The following is a 16572-nucleotide window of genomic DNA, read 5'->3' as shown; positions in this document are numbered from 1 at the left end:
TTCCCCGGTTGCTCAGTGTTCGACGACCTCGGCCAGAAGCCGGCCGAACAGTTCGATCAGGGCTATGAAGATGACCAGCACGATGATGGTGGCGATGGTCACGTCGTTCATGGATCGCTGGTAGCCCAGACGAATGGCAAAGTCACCTAGACCGCCGCCGCCCACGATGCCCACGGTGGCGGTCTCGCCCACCAGGCTGACGATGGTGATGGTGGTCACCCGGATGATTGAGGGGATGCCCTCACGCAGGTAGACGTGCCAGATGATCTGCCAGGTGGTCATGCCCATGGATTCCGCCGCCTCAACATAGCCGGGGTCCAGACCAGCAAGGGCCGACTCGATCTGCCGGGAGAAGAAAGGAGTGATGCCTACAACCAGCGGGAAAATCGCCCCCTTGGGCCCGATGGCCGTACCCATGAGCATCCTGGTCACCGGCACCAGGGCCGCAGCCAGAATGATGAAGGGGATGGAGCGGAAGAGATCGATCAGTTTGTCCAGGATGGTGAAGACCAGGCCGTTGTGGCGGATGCCGTCACGTCGGCTGATGATCAGCCCCACCCCGATGACCAGAGCAAACAGGAAGGAAATCACCCCGGAGACGCCGACCATGACCAGGGTCTGAACCATGCTGCTGAAGAACTCCGGCAGCCGGCTCATGACGTTGGGGAACCAGGTGGTAAGCAGGGACGTCATGACTTGAGAACCTCGATTCCGATGTTGCGAGAGCGCAGGTATTCCATGGCCTGGTGGATGTTTTCAGGGTCGCCGCCCATCCTGACCACCAGTCCGCCCAGGGGCGCTCCCTCCACCACATCGATGTCGCCGAAGATGATGTTGACGTCCAGGTTGTAGCGACGGCTGATGGTGGAGACCAGGGCCTCGGAGACCTCCTTGGAGACATAGGACATGCGCATGAGGATCTGTCCGGGTTCAAGGGCCACCAGAGGCGAATCGGCGGCCATCAGATCCTTGACCTTGTCCAGGTTGGAGGTGGTGGCAACGAAGGACTTGGTCAGCTGGGCCTTGGGGTCTGCAAAGACGTCGAAGACCCTGCCCTGCTCCACGATGACGCCCTTATCGATGACTGCCACCCGGTTGCAGATCTGCCTGATGACCGACATCTCGTGAGTGATCATGACCACAGTGATGCCCAGCTGGTCATGCAGATCACGCAGCAGTTGAAGAATGGAGCGAGTGGTGGTCGGATCCAGTGCGCTGGTGGCCTCGTCGCTGAGCAGGATATCCGGCTCATTGGCCAGGGCTCGGGCGATGGCCACCCGCTGCTGCTGGCCGCCGGAGAGCTCGGCGGGATAATGGTCGGCCAGCTCGGTCAGTCCCACCAATTCCAGAAGCTCAGACACGCGGGCCCGTCGAGACGCACGGTCACGGCCACTCCCCCGCAGAGGGAGGCCAACATTGTCAGCCACCGTCCTGGAGGGCATCAGGTTGAAGTGCTGGAAGATCATGCCCGTACGACGCCTCAAGTCCCTGAGCTCGGCCGGAGCCAGGTCCTTGACCTCGCGGCCACGGACCTTGACGCTGCCCGAGTCATAATCCTCCAGCCCGTTGATGCAGCGGACCAGGGTGGACTTGCCCGCCCCGCTCAGTCCTATGATGCCAAATATGTCCCCAGTTTCGACGGTCAGATCGATGTCGGCCAGGGCCGTCTTGTCTTCGTCGTCGTCGCTGTGATAGGTCTTGGTCAGGTGCTCCATCCGCACCGCCGGTGTCCGCTCGCTCACGTTCCCGCCTTCCCTGGTCGACTGCATGACATGGTAATCGTCCCGGCGGCCAGTGGACAAGCAGGCCTCTATAGATGTCGTTTATAGGCATGTATCGATAATTCACCTGCTTGGTCTACGGGTCGGTGGCAGAATATGGGTATGAGCGCATCCGGTCAGCAGCGGATTATCAACACTATCAATCCTGGGGAGCGACCGTTCGGCTCTCCTCTGGGTCCAAGACCCACACGAGTCCTTCTCTTAGGGGCCGGCGAACTCGGCCGTGAGATTGCCATCAGCCTTATGCGGCTGGGAGCTTGGGTGGGTGCGGCGGACTCATATCCCGGCGCACCGGCCACCCAGGTGGCTCATGCCGGCTATCAGGTGAAGATGAGCGATCCGCAGGCCCTGGAGGACCTGATCGACAAGGTCCAGCCCGATTTGATCGTGCCTGAAGTGGAGGCCATTGCCACAGACCGCCTGGTCGGTGCCGCGGCCCGGGGCATCCAGGTGGTGCCTGCCGCCCCCCTGGCGGCCATGTGCATGGACCGCCGGGCTCTGCGCGTCTTCGCCCACGAGCAGGTGGGCCTGCCTACTACCCCCTACCGATTCGCCGACTCCCCCGAAGAACTGGCCAGCGCGGCGGACCAGGTTGGCTACCCATGCATGGTCAAACCCCTGATGAGCTCCTCCGGCCACGGACAGACCCTGGTACGGAGCAAGGAGGGCTTGCCGCAAGCCTGGAATTCTGCATTGACCCAGGGCCGGGCAGCCACCAAACATCAGGGCAAAGCCGAGGTCATCGTGGAGGCTCTGGCTCCCCTGGCCCATGAGCTGACCGTTCTGACCGTGGCTTCCTCTGCCGGCGTTGCCACCTGCACACCCATCGGCCAACGGCAGGAGGACGGGGACTACCGGCTCTCCTGGCAACCGGCGGAGCTCAATACCGAGATCTTGCAGCAGGCCCGGAACATGGCCACCCGGCTGGTTGAGGCCATGACCTCCCTGGCCCGTCGCAGTGGCGAGACCGGATGGGGTATTTACGGAGTGGAGATCTTTGTTCTGCGCGACGGCTCGCTGCTCTTCAACGAGGTAGCGCCGCGCCCCCATGACACCGGCATGGTGACTATGATCTCCCAGCGGCTGACCGAGTTCGACCTTCACGCCCGGGCCATCCTGGGCGTTCCAGTCCACCAGGAGGATCTGGCCTTGAGTCTGCCGGAGGGGACATGCGCGGTCAGCCGTCCCATCCTGGTCAGGGGCCAGGGACCGGTCAGCTTCCAAGGTTTGCCGCAGGCCCTGGATCACCCAGGCACTGATCTGCGCATCTTCTCCAAGCCGGAAGTGCATGGTCAGCGTCGCATGGGCGTAGTCCTGGCCCTGGGTCCTGACCTGCAGACCGCCACCGAACGTGCCGAAGCCGTGGTCAAAGATCTGAAACCCCGGGTGGGCGCGGGGATGTAACCCGGGCTTGCTATGGTGGTCGTGTCCCAAGCAGTGCAGAAGTTTCCAATTCGCAACAAACTCGAGGAAGGCGAACAGTGGAAAAGTTGGGAATGCGCTATCAAGGCAAAGCCAAGAAACTGTACGAGACGGATGATCCAGACATACTCTGGGTTGAGTACACTGACCAGGCCACCGCGGGGAACGGGGCCAAGAAGGCCAATATCGAAGGCAAGGCCAGACTGAACAACAGGATCACCACGGTGATATTCTCCCTGTTGGCCCGCCGGGGCATACCCAGCCACTTCGTACGCAGCATCTCGGACACCGAACAGCTCAACCGTCGGCTGGACATGTTCCCCCTGGAGATTGTCATGCGCAACCGGGCCGCTGGCTCCTTCGCCCAACGGTACGGGGTTGCGGAAGGCACCGCCTTGAAGCAGCCGGTGCTGGAATTCTTCTACAAGTCCGATCCTCTTGATGATCCGTTTATCAACCGGGACGACATTCTGGCCCTGGGACTGGCCACTGAGCAGGATCTGGACATCATCGCCGCTAAGACCCGGGAGATCAACGGGGCGCTGACCGGCATCTTCCGCGCCATCAATGTGGAGCTGGTGGACTTCAAGATCGAAATGGGCAAGACCAGTTCGGGCATCATCCTTCTTGGCGACGAGATCACCCCCGACACCTGCAGGCTCTGGGCTATCAGCAACAATAATGACGGCCAGGTCACCCACCTGGACAAGGACCTCTTCCGCAGGGACCTGGGCAGCATCATTCCGGCTTATCAAACCATTCTGGATGGGCTTACCGAATTGGAGGAGCGCGAAAGCCAATCGAACAGCTGAATCGGTCGACCCGGAAGTGAGCATATCGCCTCCGGGTTTTTCATTGGTCCCCAACCAGTCCATCGCGAAAGGATCCATTGTGCTCTTCCGTGTCTATACCGAGAAAAAGCGGGGCTTTGACCAGGCCGCCGATAGGCTTGCCGAACAGCTTCGCACCCTGCCGGGCGTGCAAGGGCTGACTGGCCTGCGCATAATCAACCGTTACGATCTGGAGGGAATCGACGAGGACCTCTTCAAACGTTGCCTGCCCACGGTCTTCGCCCAGCCCCAGACTGACCTGGTGGCCACCCGACTGGAGCAGGCCCTGCGCATGAAGGGTGACGAGGACCTGCCGCCACTGGACTCCCCCATGCTTTTCGCCGTGGCCCCCCTGCCTGGTCAGTTCGATCAGCGAGCCGATTCCGCAGCCCAATGTGTTCAGCTGGTCGGCCAGGGCGCCCGCCCCCTGGTTGCCACGGCCACCGTCTACCTGCTAGAAGGCGATTTGGATGCCGAGCAGATCAAAGCCGTCCGCAATTACCTGGTCAATCCAGTCGACTCACGGGTGGTGGGGCTGGAGCAGCCCAAGACCCTGGCCATGCCTGACGAGGATCCTGATCCAGTGCCCGTGTTGGACGGATTTCGCGATTTGGCCGATCCTGGACTCGAAGCGCTGATTGACAAGCTGGATCTGGCCATGGATCTGCCGGATGTCCGCTTCTGCCAGGACCACTACCGTCAGGAAAAGCGAGACCCCACACTGACCGAGCTCAAAGTGATCGACACCTACTGGTCCGACCACTGCCGGCACACCACCTTCAATACCAAGCTGGAGCGAATTAAGGCGGACAATCCCCGAGCCCGCGCCACGCTGGAACGTTACCGGGCAATCCGTGAAGAGCTGGGCCGCCAGGACCGACCGGAATGCCTGATGGACATGGCCACCATCGGAGCCAAGTACCTGCAGAAGCGAGGCATCCTGAACGACGTGGACCAGTCCGAAGAGGTCAACGCCTGCACTATCCGGACCAAGGTCGACGTGGACGGCCAGGATCAGGACTGGCTCTTTCTCTTCAAAAACGAAACGCATAATCACCCCACCGAGATCGAGCCTTTCGGCGGTGCCGCCACCTGCATCGGCGGAGCCATCCGCGATCCTCTTTCCGGAAGAGGTTACGTCTACCAGGCCATGAGGGTCAGCGGGGCAGCGGATCCCCGCCAGCCTCTGAATCAGACCCTGCCGGGCAAGCTACCCCAGAGCCGGATAGTCCGTCAGGCCGCCGATGGCTACTCCTCTTATGGCAATCAGATCGGGCTGGCCACCGGACAGGTTCGGGAGATCTACCACCCCGGCTATGCAGCCAAGCGGATGGAGGTGGGCGCAGTGGTGGCAGCCACCCCGGCCGACCATGTGATCCGCCGTCGGCCTGCACCCGGCGATCTAATCATCCTGGTGGGCGGAAGAACCGGCCGCGATGGAATCGGCGGTGCCACCGGAGCATCCAAGTCCCAGAACGAAGAGAGCCTGGAACGTTGCGGAGCCGAGGTGCAGAAGGGCGATGCCCCCGAGGAGCGCAAGCTTCAGCGCCTCTTCCGCCGCCCGGAGGCAGCCAGGCTGATTGAGCGCTGCAACGACTTCGGAGCCGGCGGCGTCGCCGTGGCCGTAGGCGAGCTTGCCGACGGACTGAACGTGGACCTGGACCGGGTGCCGCTCAAGTACAAGGGGCTGGATGGAACCGAAATCGCCATCTCCGAGAGCCAGGAGCGCATGGCCGTGGCCCTGGCTGCCGAAGACGCGCCCGCCTTCATCGACTACGCCCGGCAGGAGGACCTCGAAGCCACCGTCATCGCCGAAGTCACCGAAGAACCCCGTCTGCGGATGACCTGGCGATCAGAGACCATCGTGGACATCCCCCGATCCTTCCTGGCTTCCAACGGCGCCCCTCACGAGGCCGATGCCCAGGTGGCGGTTCCAGCTCCCTACCATGCCCCATTCGAAGTCCAGGGCAGCCTGGACGCGCGCATGAGGGCCCTGCTTGCAGACATCAACGTCTGCTCCCAGCAGGGTCTGGCCGAGCAGTTCGACTCCACCATCGGCGCGGGCACCGTCCTCATGCCCTTCGGCGGAGCACGGCAGCTGACTCCGGCCCAGGCCATGGTGGCCAAGCTGCCGGTGGATGGACACACCACCACCGCCTCGGCCATGGCCTGGGGATTCAACCCATGGATCAGCAGCCAGGATCCCTACACCGGGGCCTACCTGGCCGTGGTCGAGAGCCTGGCCAAGCTGGTGGCCAGCGGCTTCAGCCGTTCCCGGGCCCACCTGAGCCTGCAGGAGTACTACCCCAAGCCCGGCGCCGACCCCCGGCGCTGGGGTCTGCCGGTGGCCGGCGTCCTGGGAGCCCTCCAGGCCCAGCTGGATCTTTCCGTGGGTGCCATAGGCGGCAAGGACTCCATGTCCGGCAGCTTCGAGGACCTGGACGTGCCTCCCACCCTGATCAGCTTTGCCGTGGCCCTGGGGCGAGCCAAGGATGCGGTCTCTCCCGAGTTCAAGGCCCCTAACCGGCAGGTCTACCTTTTGACGCCCGAATATCAGGAGGACGGATTGCTGCCCGATCCGGAGAGCCTGAGGGCCGTCATGGACCAGGTGGAGGCGCTGATCAGCCAGGGCCTGGTGGATGCTGCAGCCACTCCGGGCTACGGATGCATCGCCCAGTCATTGATGGAGATGTGCCTGGGCAACAGAATCGGGCTGAATCTGGCATCAGACACTGCCATATCTGCGCTCTTCCGTCCAGCCTATGGGAGCTTCATCCTGGAGACCTCAGGCCCAGAGCCCCTGTTCATTCAGGATTCCGGTCTGCATTTGCAGCTGCTGGGGCACACACGGGAGGATTACCGCCTGCGCTGTGGCAGTGAGGATCTGGATCTGGCTGAGCTTGAGGAAATCCGTGCCAGGGGTCTGGAATCCATCTTCCCATACCGAGGCCAAGGCGACCCGGTGCCGACCATCGGCCGCACCGACCGTGAGCCCGGCAGGCCAGCAACCCGTAGAACCAAAGGGACTGCCAAGACCGCCCGACCCAGGGTGGTCATGCCGGTCTTCCCCGGCACCAACTGCGAGTTCGACTCTGCACGGGCCTTCCGGGACGCTGGAGCCCAGGTGGAGACTGTGGTCATCCGCAACCTGAACGCCGAGGACGTAACCGAAAGTTCCCGCCGTCTGGCCCAGGCCATCCACAGCAGCCAGATACTGATGCTGCCCGGAGGCTTCTCCGGTGGCGATGAGCCCGACGGTTCAGCCAAACTGGTGGCATCCTTCCTGCGTTCGAACCAGGTCGCCGATGCCCTCCAGGAGCTTCTGCAGGACCGGGACGGGCTGGTTCTGGGCATCTGCAACGGCTTCCAGGCGCTGATCAAGCTGGGTCTGGTCCCTTATGGCAAAATCGTCACTGGGTCGCCCGAGGATCCCACCCTGACCGCCAACACCATCGGCCGCCATCAGAGCCGTCTGGTCCATACTCGGATCAGCTCCACACGCTCCCCTTGGCTGAGCGCCTGCCGGGTGGGCGACATCCACACCATGCCCATCAGCCACGGCGAAGGGCGGTTCGTGGCCAAGCCTGGCCTCCTGCGTACCCTGATTGACCGAGGACAGGTGGCCGCCCAGTATGTAGACGCACAGGGCCACCCCTCCATGGATCCGCTGGTCAACCCCAATGGATCCGACATGGCCGTCGAAGCCATCACCAGCCCGGACGGCCGGGTGCTGGGCAAGATGGGCCACACGGAACGCAGCGGTCCCGACCTGTATCTCAACGTGCCCGGAGGCCGCCCGCAGCCGCTTTTCCAGTCGGGAGTGGACTACTTTGCCGCCTAGGGGAAAGGACATAGACCATGTCGTTGGAGCTTGAAGGCATTCACGAGGAGTGCGGTATCTTCGGAGTCTGGGGCCACCCCGATGCCGCCCGGCTGACCTACTTCGGCCTGCATGCCCTGCAGCACCGCGGCCAGGAGGGTGCCGGCATCGTTTCCAACGACCAGGGGCATCTGATCGGACGGCGGGGCCTGGGCCTGCTGACTCAGGTCTTCCCGGACGAGTCCAGCCTGACGCCGCTGACCGGAGACCGGGCCATCGGCCATGTCCGCTACGCCACGACCGGCTCAGGGTCCATCGAGAACATCCAGCCCTTCGTCTTCCGCTTTCATGACGGGGACATAGCCCTGGCACACAACGGCAACCTGACCAACTGCGACAGCCTCAAGGCGGAGTTGGAGGATCAAGGGGCCATCTTCCATTCCAACTCAGACACCGAGGTGCTCATGCATCTGATCCGGCGCAGTCCTGAAAAGGATTTCATGGCAGCACTCAAACAGGCCCTGCGCCAGGTCCATGGCGGCTTCGCCTACCTGCTCATGACCGAGGATGCCATGATCGGAGCCATGGATCCCAACGGCTTCCGTCCTCTCTCGTTGGGCCAGCTGCCAGGAGGGGCCTACGTCCTGGCTTCGGAAACCTGCGCACTGGATTTGGTCGGCGCCACGCTGGTGCGTGACATCGGCCCCGGCGAAATCGTCCGGGTGGACGACTCGGGTTACAGCATCGAGCGCTACACCGATCAGACCTGCCTGTCCATCTGTTCCATGGAATTCATCTACTTCGCCAGGCCCGACTCCAATATTTATGGGGTCAACGTCCACTCGGCCCGCAAGCGGATGGGTGCCAGGCTGGCCCGCGAAGCCCCGGTGGACGCCGATATGGTCATCGGAGTGCCCAATTCCTCCTTGTCCGCAGCCTCAGGCTATGCCGAGGCGTCCGGACTGCCCAACGAGATGGGGCTGATCAAGAACCAGTATGTGGCACGCACCTTCATCCAGCCCAGCCAGGCCATGCGCGAACAGGGTGTCAGGATGAAACTAGCCGCTGTACGAGGCGTCGTATCCGGCAAGCGGGTGGTGGTCATCGACGATTCCATAGTTCGAGGCACCACCTCGCGCAGAATCGTCCGTCTGCTCCGGGAGGCCGGGGCGAGCGAAGTGCACATGCGCATCGCCTCCCCGCCCCTGCGGTATCCCTGCTACTACGGCATCGACATCCAACGGACCTCCGAACTGATCGCCGCCAAGAAGTCCGTGGAGCAAATCAGAGAAGCCATCGGGGCCGACTCCCTGGCCTATCTGAGTCTGGACGGTCTGGTGGATTCCATCGGTCTGGGCCGTGACGCACCCTACCAAGGGCTCTGCGTAGCCTACTTCAACGGCGATTATCCCACGCGACTTGACGACTATGAGCAGGGTTTCCTGGCCTCGTTGACCCCAGAGGACCGGACCCGGCTGGAGGCCTCCAAGGGATCCTACGGGCTTGACATGCCTGCAGGGTCGGGGCAGAAGACCAATGAGTGCTAACGAAAAACAGAACAGACAGCGCAGAGAAAGGGGCATCCATGCCGAAGGCATATGAGCAGGCCGGGGTATCGGTGGAGGCCGGATATGAACTGATCGACAGAATCCGTTCCCACACGGCCAGAACCCATAGGCCGGGCGCCGGAGACATTGGCGGCTTCGGCGGCGACTTCGACCTGTCTGCGCTCAATTACCGCCATCCTGTTCTGGTTTCGGGCACTGACGGCGTGGGTACCAAGCTGATGGTGGCCCGGGAAGCCGGCCGCCATGACACCATCGGTCAGGACTGCGTGGCCATGTGCGTCAATGACATCATCGCCCAGGGGGCCGAACCGCTGATCTTCCTGGACTACATCGCCTGCGGACACAACGACCCGGCTCTGCTGGAGCAGGTGGTCAAGGGCGTGGCCGACGGCTGTGTCCAGGCCGGGGCCGCACTGGTAGGCGGGGAGACCGCAGAGATGCCTGACATGTACCAGCCTGACGAGTACGACCTGGCCGGATTCACCGTGGGTGTGGTCGAACGGGAGTCCCTGGTGGACGGTTCGGCCATCAAAGAGGGCGACCAGCTGATCGGCCTGCCCTCCTCAGGAGTCCACTCCAACGGATTCTCCCTGATTCGCCAGGCCCTGCTGGACCAGGGAGGCATGAAGCTGGAGGATCGGCCCTACCAGCTTGGCGGACGGACCCTGGGAGAGGAACTGCTGACGCCCACCCGAATCTACGTCAAGGCCCTGCGCCCGCTCTTCGCCTCCGGCCTGCTCAGGGGCGCTGCACACATCACCGGAGGCGGCTTCGTGGAGAAGGTGCCACGGATTCTGCCCGAAGGGCTGGCTGCCAGCTTCAACCTGAATGCCTGGAAGGTGCCGCCCATCTTTACGATGATCGAGGAGATGGGCAGGGTCGACCATCTGGAGATGTACAACATCTTCAACATGGGCATTGGAATGGTTCTGGTCGTCTCCCCTGACCAGCTGGACCAGGCCCGTGCAGTCCTGGATGAGGAGCAGGAGTCCTACACCCTGATCGGACGGGTGACACGTGCTCAAAACGGCCAGCAGGTCATCCTTAACGAAGACGGTCGTCAGTAATAACGAGAGGAGCCCATCATGGCGGACAAGGTACTGGTCATCGGGTCGGGAGCCAGGGAGCACGTCATCGCCACCACCCTGCTGGCTGGGCCAGGAGTGGATCGGGTCTGGTGTGCCCCGGGCAACCCGGGCATGGAGCCGGACGGCATCAGCCTGTTGCAAGAGGATTCCTCGCAGCCTGAAAAACTGATCGCCGCAATACGCGAACTGGGAATCGACTGGGTCTTCGTCGGACCCGAGGCTCCTTTGACGGCTGGGTTGGTCGACGAACTGCAAGCTGCCGGCATCCCTGCCTTTGGACCCACCAAGGCTGCGGCCCGCATCGAGGGATCCAAGGGCTTTGCCAAGGACCTGATGCGCAGGCATGGGATCCCCACCGCCGACTATGCGGTCTTCCATGACCTGGAAACAGCCAAGGCCTATGTGCGCTCGCACGGCGCACCGGTGGTCATCAAAGCTGACGGGCTGGCAGCCGGCAAGGGCGTGACGGTGGCCGCCGACCTTGACCAGGCCATGCAGGCCCTGGATGCCATCTTCATCGATCATAAATTCGGGCAGGCCGGAGCCCAGGTGGTCATCGAGGATCAGCTGGTGGGTCAGGAGTGCTCGCTCATGTGCTTCGTCCGGGGCGAGCGGTTCTGGCCCATGCCACTGTCCCAGGACCACAAGCCCGCCTATGACGGGGATCGGGGCCCCAACACCGGCGGCATGGGAGCCTACTCCCCTCTGCCCCAGTTCGGACCGGAACTGACCCAAAAGGCTTTGGATGCCATCGTCGCCCCCACCGTCCGTGCCCTGGCCCAGGAAGGCAGTCCTTTCACCGGGGTTCTCTACACGGGATTGATGGTCACCGACCAGGGCCCTCAGGTCATCGAATTCAACGCACGACTGGGAGACCCGGAAACAGAGGTAGTCCTGCCTGCCCTGACCAGCGATTTGGGTACGGCCATCCGCACCCTGATGGAGGGCGGAGAGCCTCAATTCACCTGGGACAGCTCCCACAACCGCCTGGGTGTGGTCCTGGCAGCCCAGGGCTATCCCAGCAATCCCAAGACCGGGGTGCCCGTGCCCTTGATTGCTCCGGAGCCTGACCTCAGAGCCTACTATGCCGGAGTGTCCGGCTCGGCTTCAACTGGTCTGACATCCTCTTCGGGAAGGACCGCCCTGGTTGTGGCCCAAGGCGACGACCTGGCCCAGGCAGCCCGCCGAGTCTATGACCGGCTGGATGGATTGTCGATGCCCGGCCTCTTCTATCGGCACGACATCGGCCACCACGGCCTGGAAGCCTAATTGGCCGAACTGGTCGAGCCCTCGCTGTCCTTATCCCGGTTTTGCTTCTCCTGGCGAGCTTGCTCCTTGGCCTTCTGCCGGGCGGCATCCGAACGGCGGGTGGGCGTGGTGGTGAAGCCGGTTCCCTGCAGGTAGTGCTTGCCTGCCATGATGTCGTACTGGATCAGTTTGTAGTCATTCAGGAGCTGCCGGGTGGCCCGGTCGAAGTCACGGGCGTTCATGGGCTGGCCCTGGGCATCCAAATAGTTGGTCTGCCCTGCGGGTATCCTGTTCCAGTCCTGGATCTGGTTGGCCACCGGAGGCTCAATGGCACTGATCTTTTCGTGCAGCTCGGTCAGAAAAGCCGTGAAGGGCGAGACCTTGGCACCCATGTGCTCGGCCGCCTGGGCCTGGAAGAAGTTGGGCGAGGAGTATGCGCTGTTGCTGACCTGTGCTCCCGAGGAATCAGAGGCCTTGTTGGACCAGATGAAGTAGTCGGTCAGATGCAGGGCCAGGGAGTTGTGCTCGTCCCAGCTGGCCGTGCCATAGATACCGGGCAGGTGATCGCCGTAGAAGACCACAGTGACCGGCTTGCTCTGGGAGTCCAGACTGTTCAGGAAATCTGCGGTGGCCTGATCGGTCAGACTGACCCCCTTGGCGTAGGTGCGGATGGATTGCATCTCATCGTCGCCTAGAGGCCTGCTGGGGTCGGAGGAGTTGACCGAGAAGTTGTTATCGTCATACCAATCGTTGTAGGGCATATGGTTCTGCATGGTGATGACCTCGACGAACTGGTTACCCTTGTCGTCACCCATCTGCTCCAGGGCGGAATCATAGGCGGAGCGATCGCCGACATACTGGCTGCGGTCGATGCGGTCCTGGTGGGCTATCTGGTCAGGGCCAGTCAGCGAGTAGAAGTGCGAGAAGCCGAACTTCTTGTAGTTTTCGGCCCTGGAATACATGGAGGACTCATAGGGATGGAAGGCCAGGGACTTGGATGGCGATCCCCAGGCCTGGTTGACCGTGGGTATCCAGCTCAAGTGAGGGATGACCTGCTGATAGGGGGATGTCAGCGAGGGATCGAAGTTGGCCATGGACAGGCCGGTCATGGCCTGGAACTCCAGATTGGCCGTGCCGCCGCCGTAACCGGAGGAGAGCATGAGTCCGCTGGTGGTGCCCTCTTTGATGGATCTGATATGAGGCATTGGGTCCTGGTTGAGTGCGACGCCCGGCACCCGCGTGGGATCCGAGAACGACTCGGAGAGGATGTAGACCAGGCTGGACTCATTCATATAGGACTTGCGGTCACGGTTGATGCGGTCCGCCGAACGCTGGTAGCGGTGGGCCAGAGACTGCATGGTGGCACGGCTGTATCCGGCGGGCTGGTCCATGACCTTTGGCCGCAGCTGCCGAGAGAAGGACACGAAGACCCCGTTGCGCTGGGCATCATAGACAGAATCCCACATGGAGGGTATGTCGCCCATGAACTGCGAGAAGCGATAGGCGGGACTGCCATAGGTGCCCACAGTGGACATGAACAGTGCCACCACCAGGGCCGGGACCAGGACCCCTACCGTACGCAGTCCCGCGCCCAGAGGCTTGTTGCCAGTGGCCACCGGACGGCCGCGACGGGCATCCATCCGTGTCACCAACCAGCAGAGCACTCCGAGAATAACCAGAGCCACGATTCCCAACCCGATCATGAGCAGGGACCGGGCCGGCAGGAAGGAGACCAGGTTGGCCGCATCGGCATGGAGGAAATCCAAATCCGAGGGCAGGACGGCTTCATACCGTGCACGCACCTTGAAGCGTTCGATGATTGCAATGATCGCGCAGATGGCCAGAATCAGCCCTGATGCCGCCCAGAATCGATTGGTCAGGTAGGCCAGAGCCAGGTAGACCAGGCCCACAGCCAGCATGTTGAGCACCAGGACGAACCGACGCTGGGTCCACATGGCCGAGATGAAGCCCCAGAAGCCGATCAGCGGGTTGGAAAGCTCTACGCGGGAGCTGTTCAGGGAGACCCCCCACTGCAGGATGCCCACTGACAGGAAGTCGATCAGGATGAAGGCGAGCAGGTAGACCCACCCACGCACCCGAAGACGTCCGGTCATGTTCTGCATCCGGGATGTCCACCGGCCGGGCTGACGCTTACGATCCTTCACCGCTTACTCCTGACTTTGGCGACTGGGCCCAAGGGCCTTTACCGATACCTGTGCCATTGTTCCCATCAAGGACGACAAGCCCCGTGAGAACACCCTTTAGCGAACATGAAGAGGAAGTGGAGCCGTCAGGCCTTGGCGCCCGGCACCTGCTGGACCAAGGCGCTGATCCAATCCTCCAGGTTTCGGTACTTATCGGGGCGCTGCTCACTGACCTCGAACACCGGCACATGGGCTTTACGGGCCTCAATGGCCAGATCCTTGGATGTTCGGTTGACTTCCTGGGTGTTGAGCACCAACATGTCCAACTGGCTGGATGCCAGCAAATGGCGGAAGGCCACCAGGTCCTCCGGCGAGGGTTCGCTTTCGTTGGCGGCCGCCCGCAGGTACCCTTCGGGGGTCAGATCCTCCATGCCCAGATCATGGCAAAGATAGTAGGCAGCCGATTCCGTGGCCGCATAGTGCCGGCCCTGGGTCTGCTTGCGCGCTTTGGCAATCAGATCGTCCAGCCGGGCCTGTCGACCCTGCCAGTCCTGGTAGGCCTTGTCAAAGTCGGCCCCGCGACCTGGGCGTAGCTGCCGGTAGGCCTCATGCACGGCCTTGGCGGCCGCTCTCCTGCTCTGGGAGGAAAACCAGAGATGGGGGTTGTCTCCGGCCTCGTGCCCTGATGCCTTGGATATGTCCACCAGCCGGGCCTGCCCGGTTTCAGCGGCCTTGGCTGCCCAGTCGTCAATTCCGGCCCCGTTGACTATGACCAGATCTGCGCGGCTGATCCGGGCGATGTCGGCCGTTGTCGGCTCATAGTCATGGGCATCAGTGGAGGTGTTGCTCAGAATAGTATCCACCCGAGCCTGGTTGCCGCCCAGATCCACGGCCAGGGACTGCCACTGATTGATGCTGGTCACCACTTGCAGGGTGCCGGACTTTGCAGCTGACGGGGATGATTCGCTCTTCCCGCAGCCAGTCAGGCATGTCAGTAGGGTCAGTCCGGCCAGCAGGCCTGCGGCCAAGGTTCGGGTCCGACGGAAGCGTGGACTTATGGAGTGCATGGATGGGGATTCCTTCCTGGTGGCGGCGCGATATGAGCCTGTTGCGGTATCTGTCGAACGTTACTGAGATTGATTATCAATAAATCTACCATAGACGAACCCGTGACCGGAATCCGGTGACTCGGGCCTGTCAAGAATGAATGCCTGCCTAAATAGTCTCCATGAGCCCGAACATTCCCTATACTGAACTGCGGATGTATTTTCCTTGGAAGGAATGGCATGGGTGCATGGCTGGCAAAGGTCCATCTGACCCAGGGATGGCTGCCCGCGTCACTGTTTTTATTGACGGCCTTGGCCCTGATCGTGCTGACGCTGACCGGACTGACACACGGACGCTGGCGGACCCTGCTGCGGCAGGCGGCCATTGCCCTGGGCATAGGAGCCTTGGGACTGTTGGCCACCTGGCTGGTCTCCGATGTCTTCATGCTCTTCGGTGTCTCCCTGGGCTGGATGGTTATCATCAGCGTGGCCTTGGGCTTTCTCGCTGTGGGGTTCGCCGTCTGCATCCTGATCACCGCCCGGGGGTGGCGCCGGATCCTGGCCGCACTGACCGTCCTGCTTTGTCTGCTTTCCACCGGGCTTCGCGTGGATATCATCTACGGTGAATTCACTACTTTGGGGTCCCTGTTCAGCGTCTCCCTTTACCCTGATTACCGAGACCATAAGGCAGCCAGACCGGCCATGAGCGTGGCCCAGTGGCGATCCCTGGCGTCAAAGGGCGAGCTGCCCTCGCATCCGAGTGCCGGTCGCTCCTACAGCATGCTCATCCCCAACGGGCGCTCCCGATTCGCGGCCCGGCCAGCTGATGTCTACCTGCCACCCGCCGCCTTGAGCGACAGACCGCCTGCACTGCCTGTATTCGTTCTTCTGGCCGGCCAGCCCGGCAGCCCCGACCGGCTATTCACGGCTGGAGCCATTCCGGCCATGATGGATGCCTATGCTGCACGGCACGAGGGCCTGGCGCCAGTGGTGGTTTCCCCCGACCAGAACGGGTCCTCCTCCCACAACAGCCTGTGCGTGGACTCCCCGGTCTACGGGAAGGCAGAAACCTACCTAAGCAAGGACGTGCCTGCCTGGATCCGCACAGAGCTGCCCGTCGCCGACCAGCCCCAACAATGGGCCATAGGCGGATTCTCCCAGGGCGGGACCTGCTCTACCCAGCTTGGGGCACGGCATCCCGACGTCTACGGGAACATGCTCCCCGCCGACGGAGAGCTAGAACCGACCCAGGGTCGGCAAGAGCAAATGATCCGCGACTACTTCGGCGGCGACAAAAGACGCTTCCTGGCCCAGGTCCCAGCCAGGGCCATGCTGGAGCGGGCACCCTCACGCCAGCGCCTGTTCACCGCAGCCGGATCCAACGATAAGGAGTCCCAGCACAATATGATGGTTATTGCCAAGGCCGCCACCCAGGCAGGCATGAAGGTGCAGGCCGTCGTCACCCAGGGGTCGGGCCATGACTGGCACACAGTCAAAACCGCTTGGGAACCCGGGCTGGAGTGGATGGGCGAAGCCATGGGACTAGGGCCAATGTCCCGGCCGCTTGCAGATTTTCCGAACATTATCGAAACCAGCATCGACTGAACCGCCGACAGGCCAAAGCG

Annotated in this window: 11 protein-coding genes; 7 read left to right on the top strand and 4 right to left on the bottom strand. The window is 62.4% G+C overall.

Translation table 11 applies throughout. The annotated features are described in order from the left end of the window. Window positions 1–12: 12 nt before the first annotated feature. Both CI603_RS04405 and CI603_RS04400 read right to left on the bottom strand, forming a co-directional pair. A complete protein-coding gene (locus CI603_RS04405) occupies window positions 13–693 on the bottom strand; it encodes a methionine ABC transporter permease (RefSeq protein ID WP_045935580.1) in 681 nt (226 codons plus the stop codon). Beyond that, entirely contained in the window at window positions 690–1742 is a 1053-nt protein-coding gene (locus CI603_RS04400) for a methionine ABC transporter ATP-binding protein (RefSeq protein WP_220702257.1), read from the bottom strand. The genes CI603_RS04405 and CI603_RS04400 overlap by 4 nt, the downstream gene beginning before the upstream one ends. Window positions 1743–1877: 135 nt before the next feature. On the opposite strand from CI603_RS04400, the gene purT reads away from it, so the two are divergent. From purT to purD, 6 genes are all read left to right on the top strand, one after another. Next, on the top strand, window positions 1878–3185 hold the full coding sequence (gene purT, locus CI603_RS04395) for a formate-dependent phosphoribosylglycinamide formyltransferase (protein ID WP_121913187.1): 1308 nt from the start codon (window positions 1878–1880) through the stop codon (window positions 3183–3185). A 77-nt stretch (window positions 3186–3262) separates the two neighbouring features. Then, a complete protein-coding gene (gene purC, locus CI603_RS04390) occupies window positions 3263–4015 on the top strand; it encodes a phosphoribosylaminoimidazolesuccinocarboxamide synthase (protein WP_121913186.1) in 753 nt (250 codons plus the stop codon). 79 nt (window positions 4016–4094) lie between these two features. Beyond that, on the top strand, window positions 4095–7874 hold the full coding sequence (locus tag CI603_RS04385) for a phosphoribosylformylglycinamidine synthase (RefSeq protein ID WP_121913185.1): 3780 nt from the start codon (window positions 4095–4097) through the stop codon (window positions 7872–7874). A gap of 17 nt (window positions 7875–7891) precedes the next feature. Then, window positions 7892–9400: an amidophosphoribosyltransferase gene (gene purF, locus CI603_RS04380; protein ID WP_121913184.1), complete on the top strand. Its 1509-nt coding sequence runs from the start codon at window positions 7892–7894 to the stop codon at window positions 9398–9400. A gap of 38 nt (window positions 9401–9438) precedes the next feature. Beyond that, entirely contained in the window at window positions 9439–10488 is a 1050-nt protein-coding gene (gene purM, locus CI603_RS04375) for a phosphoribosylformylglycinamidine cyclo-ligase (RefSeq protein WP_121913183.1), read from the top strand. An 18-nt stretch (window positions 10489–10506) separates the two neighbouring features. After that, complete coding sequence (gene purD / locus CI603_RS04370; protein WP_121913182.1) at window positions 10507–11778, top strand: phosphoribosylamine--glycine ligase; 1272 nt, start codon at window positions 10507–10509, stop codon at window positions 11776–11778. Here purD and CI603_RS04365 read toward each other — a convergent pair. Together CI603_RS04365 and CI603_RS04360 are read right to left on the bottom strand one after the other, a co-directional pair. Next, window positions 11775–13922 (bottom strand): alkaline phosphatase family protein, encoded by a 2148-nt coding sequence (locus CI603_RS04365; protein WP_121913181.1) that lies wholly within the window; start codon window positions 13920–13922, stop codon window positions 11775–11777. The genes purD and CI603_RS04365 overlap by 4 nt on opposite strands. Window positions 13923–14047: 125 nt before the next feature. Further along, on the bottom strand, window positions 14048–14968 hold the full coding sequence (locus CI603_RS04360) for a metal ABC transporter solute-binding protein, Zn/Mn family (protein ID WP_121913180.1): 921 nt from the start codon (window positions 14966–14968) through the stop codon (window positions 14048–14050). 219 nt (window positions 14969–15187) lie between these two features. Between CI603_RS04360 and CI603_RS04355 the strand changes: the two genes are divergently transcribed. Next, the gene (locus tag CI603_RS04355) at window positions 15188–16552 is read left to right on the top strand and encodes an esterase family protein (RefSeq protein WP_121913179.1); all 1365 of its coding nucleotides are present in this window, start codon (window positions 15188–15190) and stop codon (window positions 16550–16552) included. Window positions 16553–16572: the final 20 nt, after the last annotated feature.

Origin of the sequence: Bifidobacterium sp. wkB338, assembly GCF_003688325.1 — a bacterium.
In the GTDB taxonomy this organism is placed as follows: domain Bacteria; phylum Actinomycetota; class Actinomycetes; order Actinomycetales; family Bifidobacteriaceae; genus Bombiscardovia; species Bombiscardovia polysaccharolytica.
The sequence above is the reverse complement of the archived record's forward strand: the minus strand, read 5'-3'. Positions and strand labels throughout refer to the sequence as shown.